The following is a 5640-nucleotide window of genomic DNA, read 5'->3' as shown; positions in this document are numbered from 1 at the left end:
CCCTTTTATTTTTAGTCTGCTCCCTCCCTCTGCCAATAATAATTATACACTAACAGGAGATTATTCATGATTGAGATTAGAAAGGGCGAGCTGAGATTAGATGAGATGGCATTATTGTGGGCAACAAACGAAGAGATAATAGCACTAAAAGAAATCACGAAAACCATTTTTGAACGTGCAAGTGAAATGGTGATGTTTTCGGAGCATGGGCATCGACCGCTTGATTATCAGAAAAGCGGTGGAGTGGCATGACAGAATATGACCTTTTTGTTGAATGCATTCCCATGATTGCAGAGATGGCAGTCAGGAGCAGCAGGATGCAACGACAGGAATATGATGCATAGAAATTGAATCATTGAGGGTACATTCCCCGATGCTTGCATCGCGCAAACTAGCACCGAGCGTAGCGAGGTTGGGGCGAATACCCCGCTCCTGCGAAGCAGGAGGCAAACACCCCTGTGGTGTTTGAGTGCTTGCACCGGGGAAGTTTATTGAGATACATTCCGCGCCTGAAACAGCAAAAGAATTCGTCAGGAAAGTGATAGCAGTCATTGATTTCTACGTGTCGAAGGAGACATGACCAAGAGAAACTACTAGCCAGTAAAACGGTTAGTAGTTTTTTTATATGGAGTTGCACTGGTGCAACTCCATAGGGCGAGGATTTTCTGTGGCAGCAGGCATGGAGGAGTGGAGAAATGACAAGAAAGCAGATGGGATCATACAGGAGCATGAAGCAGGAGATATCGGAGATACAATACGCGCTAGCCCACCTGGGCGAAGGCGACTCCATGCTCGGTAGCTCTGTCATAAATGATTACCGGAGCGGATACCCAGTGCCGCAGACCATCGTAGGGGTGGACTGGGAAAGGCTGGAATGGCAGAAAAAGCATTACGAAAAAAGAATCTATGTGCTGCAGGAGCAGTGCGATGCCATAGAGAGATATGTAGAAGAGGACATAGCGGACAGTCTCACCAGGAGGATATTCCGGATGTACTTTCTGGAGGGAAGGACGCAGAAAGAGATAGGCAAGTTCATACATATGGACAGGAGCACGGTCAGCAGGAAGCTAAATGCCCTGGCCCAGTAAAGGCCAGGGCATCTGCCTATCCGACATTCAGCCGTTCCTTAAGCGCATCCTGTAGCACACGGGACAGGCTCAGGCCGGTTTCGGCCACCTTGTCATCCATCCACTTCGGTATGCTGACAGTACGCTTTACCGCCCGGCCATCCTTGATGTCGGCACGGATTAGGTTGACAAATTCGCCTGGTTCGGTCTCTAAGCTGCCAAGGCCGCTTGCCATAGGGACGTCCTGCTTCTTGTCTGTGAGATACTCGATCCATTGGGTCAATGCCGACTGTGCCATATACATGGCGTTCCCCAGGGACTTGCCCTCACTGACGCAGCCTGGCAGGTCGGGATAAGTGATGGTGAAGGAACCGTCGTCATTTGGATGGAAGACGGCTGGATATACATATTCTGCCATAGTCTGTGACCTCCTTTATTTTGGTATGGCAGCAGGGCCCTATCTCAGCCCTGCCACCTTGAGTATGGATTTCGCGGTGTTCTCGTTTATTTCCCGGTGTCTTGGGACTTGCACCGGACGGCTGCCGTCCTTCTCGTAAACAGTATGCCCGCCATCATCGCGGTCTGCTCTATATCCGGCAGCTTCCAATTGTTTTATTAAGTCCCTGCGCTTCACCTGACCACCTCCTCCATGATTCCATTATATTACGTAATTTACATAATGTCAATAGAAAGTGCGTAAATTACGTAAAAAATATATTGTGAGATATTGGATGGGAAACCAGGAGTTTATATTTTTTTAATAAACTTGCACACAATTCACACGATGCACATGTATAATAACAATTGAAGGGGTAGGCACGAACGGCCTGCTCCTTCCGCTATATGGGGCACGGCAGCAGCCGTGTCCTTTTGCGTGGAAAGAAACCTGCGGCAGCAGGGCTGGAGGGAGACCAGGATGGCACAGGAGTGGGCGAAAGCATTCTATAGGTCAAGGCGGTGGCTGAAGTGCAGGGACACATACATAAAGGACAGAATCCTGGCGGACGGCGGCCTGTGCGAGGAATGTCACGACAGGCCGGGGTACATCGTGCACCACAGGAAGCCGCTGACCCAGGAGACCATAGCGAATTCTGAGATATCCCTGAACCATGGGAACCTGGAGTATGTCTGTAAGGACTGCCATGACAGGTTCGAGGGCCATGGGATGGGCGGGGGCAGTAGGCCTCTGTGCAGATTCACGGCAGACGGCCAGCCAATATCTATGAGGGAGGTGGACAGAGATGGAAGAAAGCATTAAGAGCTGCGAAGGGATCCTCATCGGAGGAGAAACTGCGATGGTCATTGGAGAAGGAACTATCGTCATCAGGATTAATCAGCGCTGCGGGAAAGATGAGGTAGAGGAGGTGGAAAAGGAACTGGCTGAAAAGTTTGGGCGGAAGGTCATCCTGCTTGACACAAGGTTCGGCGAAATCCTGACACTCCCCCCTGAAAAGCATCCGGGGGGCGCTCCCAGGAGACCGTAGGGGTGGCTTTCCTTTAACACACAGGCCGCGCGTAAAGGGGGTGTGGTATATGGGCGCGCACAAAGAGGAGATTGAAGGGCGCATCATCAGCCCTGACGACTCCGAATATCTGGACAGAGTCAAGCGGATAAAGAAAGAGGAAGCGAGGATCAAGAAGCTTTTCGGGAAGATTGACGAGGACAGGAAGAAGCTGGTGCTGTCTACCATCGCGGATGTGGCGTTCATGACCGTCACCATGCAGGATCTCCGGGAGACCATCAACCGGGAGGGCACTACGGCCGTCTACAAGAACGGCGAGAACCAGTACGGCACCAAGCAGAGCCCGGAGTCCCAGACATACCTGCAGCTGTCCCAGAAGCTGACCCAGGCCATGAAGATTCTGGTGGACTGCATGCCCAAGCAGCAGAGGCCGGAGCCGCCCGGGGACGGCTTCGAGGACTTCGTTGACGGCAGGGAGGACGTATGAAGAGGATGGAGTACCCGCTGGACTATAATCCGATTCTGGAATACTGGGAGGCGATTGAAAGCGGGAAGGAGATGGTGGGGGACAAGATCCGCCGCTGGTACAGGTACCTGGCATCCCTGGTCAGGCAGCCGGGCGAATACTTCTATTCCGCGAAGCGGGCCAACCATGTGATAGAGTTCGCGGAGAACTACTGCAGGCTGTCCAAGGGCGCGGGAGCAGGCAGGCCGGTGCGGCTGGAGCTCTGGGAGAAGGCCCACCTTGCGGCCATCTTCGGATTCATCGACATCGAGGGCAACCGGATGTGCCGGGAGGCCGTGCTCATCGTAGGAAAGAAGAACGGCAAGTCCCTGCTGGCATCCATCGTGGGGCTGTACATGCTCCTGGGGGATGGGGAGCCTGGGCCGGAAGTGTACGCGGTGGCCACCAAGAAGGATCAGGCGAAGATCATCTGGACGGAATCGAAGCGCATGGTCAGGAAGTCCCAGTCGCTGCTCAAACGGGTCAAGCCATTGGTGTCGGAGCTCTCCAGCGAGCTGTACAACGATGGGACGTTCAAGCCGCTGGCATCCGACAGCGACACCTTGGACGGCCTGAACATCCACTGCGGGCTCATGGACGAGATACATCAGTGGAAGGACGGGCGGAGGCTGTACGACATCATCGCGGACGGCGTCACCGCCAGGGAGCAGCCGCTGATTTATATCACCTCCACTGCCGGGACCATCCGGGAGGACATCTACGACCAGAAGTACGAGGAGTCGGAGAGGGTCATCAACGGACTGCTCGATGATGACGGCTACAAGGACATCCATTTCTTCCCGTTCATATACGAGCTGGACGAGCGCAAGGAGTGGACGGATTCCGAGTGTTGGAAGAAGGCCAACCCTGGGCTGGGGACAATCAAGAATAGGGAGGCCCTGGCGGAGAAGGTGCGCAAGGCCATGGAGAATCCCAGCCTGGTCAGGAACCTGGTGTGCAAGGAGTTCAACATCAGGGAGACGTCCACGGAAGCATGGCTCACCTTTGAACAGATAGACAACCAGGAGCTCTTCGATGTTGCCCAGCTGAAGCCCAGGTACGGCATCGGCGGGTGTGACCTGTCCAGCACCACCGACCTGACATGCGCCACCGTCATCTTCATGGTTCCAGAGGATGACAGGATATACGTGGAGCAGATGTACTGGATTCCGGAGGATCTGCTGGAGGCCAGGGTGAGGGAGGACAAGATACCTTACGACATCTGGAAGGAGCGGGGGTTCCTGCGCACCTGCCCTGGGAACCGGATGCATTACAAATACGTGGTGGACTGGTATAGGGAGGTGCAGGAGCAGAAGGACATATACCTGTTCAAGTGCGGCGTGGACGGATGGAGCGCCACCTATTTCGTGGAGGAGATGCGGAACGTCTTCGGCACCTCTGTGATAGATTTGGTGTTCCAGGGCAAGAAGACATTGTCCGGGCCCATGAAGAGCCTGGGGGCAGACCTGGCAAAGAAGCGGATCGTGTACAACAACAACCCTATCCTGAAGTGGTGCCTCTGCAACACCACGGTGGACGTGGACAGGAACGACAACATCCAGCCAGCCAAAGGGAAGCAGGGGGCTACGCGCCGCATCGATGGGATGGCCAGCTTGCTGGACGCATACGTGGAGCTGGAGAACCACCTGGATGAATACCTGAGCATGGTGGCATAGGAGGTGATGGAAATGGGGCTTTTCAGGAGACGGAGAGCCATGAAGGCCGAAAAGGCGGACAAGAGCGTGATGCAGATGGTTACCACATATGGGGAGCATTACTATTCCTGGAATGGGAAGCTGTATGACAGTGATATCGTCCGGTCTTGCATCCGCCCGAAAGTGAAGGCGGCGGGTAAGCTGATAGGGAAGCATATCCGGGCTGATACCGGAGGGCTGAAAGTGAACCCGGACGCGAACATACGGTTCCTGCTGTCTGAGCCTAACCCTTTCATGACGGGGCAGCAGTTCCAGGAGAAGGTGGCCACGCAGCTGTGCCTGAACAACAATGCCTTCATCCTGATTGTACGGGACATGAATGGCAAGCCCATGCAGGTGTACCCGATTCCCTGTGTGATGTGCGAGACCAAGTACGTGGATGGAGAGCTGCACCTGAAGTTCCAGTATCAGAACGGGAAATCGGGTACGTTTCCTTATGACCAGATTATCCACCTGCGGCAGGATTTCAATGAGCATGATATCTTCGGGGAGAGCCCGGCGCCTGCGCTGTCGTCCATGATGGAGGTCATAGGTACCATAGACCAGGGCATCGTCAAGGCCATCCGGAACAGCGGAATCGTCCGTTGGCTCCTGACGTTCACCAGCGCCATGCGCCCGGAGGACATCAAGAAGAACGTGAAGGAGTTCGTGGACAACTACCTGAGCGTGGAGAGCGACACCTTCGGGGCCGCGGGCGTGGACTCCAAGGCCATGGCCACCCGGATAGAGCCCAAGGACTACGTACCCAATGCCCTGCAGACCAAGGAGACCATAAACCGGATCTACTCGTTCTTCAACACCAACGAGAAGATCATACAGTCCAGATGGACGGAGGACGACTGGAACGCCTACTATGAGGCGGAGGTGGAGCCGCTGGCCGTGCAGATGGG

At 54.5% G+C, this 5640-nt stretch carries 9 protein-coding genes; 7 read left to right on the top strand and 2 right to left on the bottom strand.

Annotated elements, in window-relative coordinates:
* The first annotated feature begins 66 nt into the window (after positions 1–66).
* Together Q2B33_RS23060 and Q2B33_RS23055 are read left to right on the top strand one after the other, a co-directional pair.
* The gene (locus tag Q2B33_RS23060; RefSeq protein WP_300572716.1) at positions 67–252 is read left to right on the top strand and encodes a hypothetical protein; all 186 of its coding nucleotides are present in this window, start codon (positions 67–69) and stop codon (positions 250–252) included.
* A 458-nt stretch (positions 253–710) separates the two neighbouring features.
* A complete protein-coding gene (locus Q2B33_RS23055; RefSeq protein ID WP_300815777.1) occupies positions 711–1088 on the top strand; it encodes a sigma factor-like helix-turn-helix DNA-binding protein in 378 nt (125 codons plus the stop codon).
* Positions 1089–1104: 16 nt separating this feature from the next.
* Here the strand turns inward: Q2B33_RS23055 and Q2B33_RS23050 are convergent, their stop codons facing one another.
* Positions 1105–1485, bottom strand: a complete 381-nt coding sequence (locus Q2B33_RS23050; RefSeq protein WP_300572163.1) for a type II toxin-antitoxin system HicB family antitoxin — start codon at positions 1483–1485, stop codon at positions 1105–1107.
* A gap of 39 nt (positions 1486–1524) precedes the next feature.
* The gene (locus tag Q2B33_RS23045; RefSeq protein ID WP_300572165.1) at positions 1525–1701 is read right to left on the bottom strand and encodes a type II toxin-antitoxin system HicA family toxin; all 177 of its coding nucleotides are present in this window, start codon (positions 1699–1701) and stop codon (positions 1525–1527) included.
* A gap of 240 nt (positions 1702–1941) precedes the next feature.
* Here Q2B33_RS23045 and Q2B33_RS23040 point away from each other — a divergent pair, with 240 nt between their 5' ends.
* The 5 genes from Q2B33_RS23040 to Q2B33_RS23020 form a co-directional block, all read left to right on the top strand.
* Positions 1942–2325, top strand: a complete 384-nt coding sequence (locus tag Q2B33_RS23040; RefSeq protein ID WP_300815775.1) for a hypothetical protein — start codon at positions 1942–1944, stop codon at positions 2323–2325.
* Positions 2309–2551 (top strand): hypothetical protein, encoded by a 243-nt coding sequence (locus tag Q2B33_RS23035; protein WP_300572169.1) that lies wholly within the window; start codon positions 2309–2311, stop codon positions 2549–2551. The genes Q2B33_RS23040 and Q2B33_RS23035 overlap by 17 nt, the downstream gene beginning before the upstream one ends.
* Before the next feature lie 49 nt (positions 2552–2600).
* Positions 2601–3017: a hypothetical protein gene (locus tag Q2B33_RS23030; protein WP_296464347.1), complete on the top strand. Its 417-nt coding sequence runs from the start codon at positions 2601–2603 to the stop codon at positions 3015–3017.
* Positions 3014–4711 (top strand): terminase large subunit, encoded by a 1698-nt coding sequence (locus Q2B33_RS23025; RefSeq protein ID WP_300572171.1) that lies wholly within the window; start codon positions 3014–3016, stop codon positions 4709–4711. The genes Q2B33_RS23030 and Q2B33_RS23025 overlap by 4 nt, the downstream gene beginning before the upstream one ends.
* A gap of 39 nt (positions 4712–4750) precedes the next feature.
* Positions 4751–5640, top strand: an 890-nt coding sequence (locus tag Q2B33_RS23020) for a phage portal protein (RefSeq protein ID WP_300914287.1), incomplete at its 3' end; no start/stop codon positions are given.

It is taken from the genome of uncultured Acetatifactor sp., assembly GCF_948601915.1.
Taxonomy (GTDB): Bacteria; Bacillota; Clostridia; order Lachnospirales; family Lachnospiraceae; genus Acetatifactor.
This window is presented reverse-complemented; position numbering and strand designations above follow the sequence as displayed.

Bases quoted from the DNA above. Each gene is read 5' to 3' on its own strand.
- Q2B33_RS23060 (WP_300572716.1), top strand. From the start codon at position 67: ATGATTGAGATTAGAAAGGGCGAGCTGAGATTAGATGAGATGGCATTA.
- Q2B33_RS23055 (WP_300815777.1), top strand. From the start codon at position 711: ATGGGATCATACAGGAGCATGAAGCAGGAGATATCGGAGATACAATAC.
- Q2B33_RS23050 (WP_300572163.1), bottom strand. From the start codon at position 1,485: ATGGCAGAATATGTATATCCAGCCGTCTTCCATCCAAATGACGACGGT.
- Q2B33_RS23035 (WP_300572169.1), top strand. From the start codon at position 2,309: ATGGAAGAAAGCATTAAGAGCTGCGAAGGGATCCTCATCGGAGGAGAA.
- Q2B33_RS23030 (WP_296464347.1), top strand. From the start codon at position 2,601: ATGGGCGCGCACAAAGAGGAGATTGAAGGGCGCATCATCAGCCCTGAC.
- Q2B33_RS23025 (WP_300572171.1), top strand. From the start codon at position 3,014: ATGAAGAGGATGGAGTACCCGCTGGACTATAATCCGATTCTGGAATAC.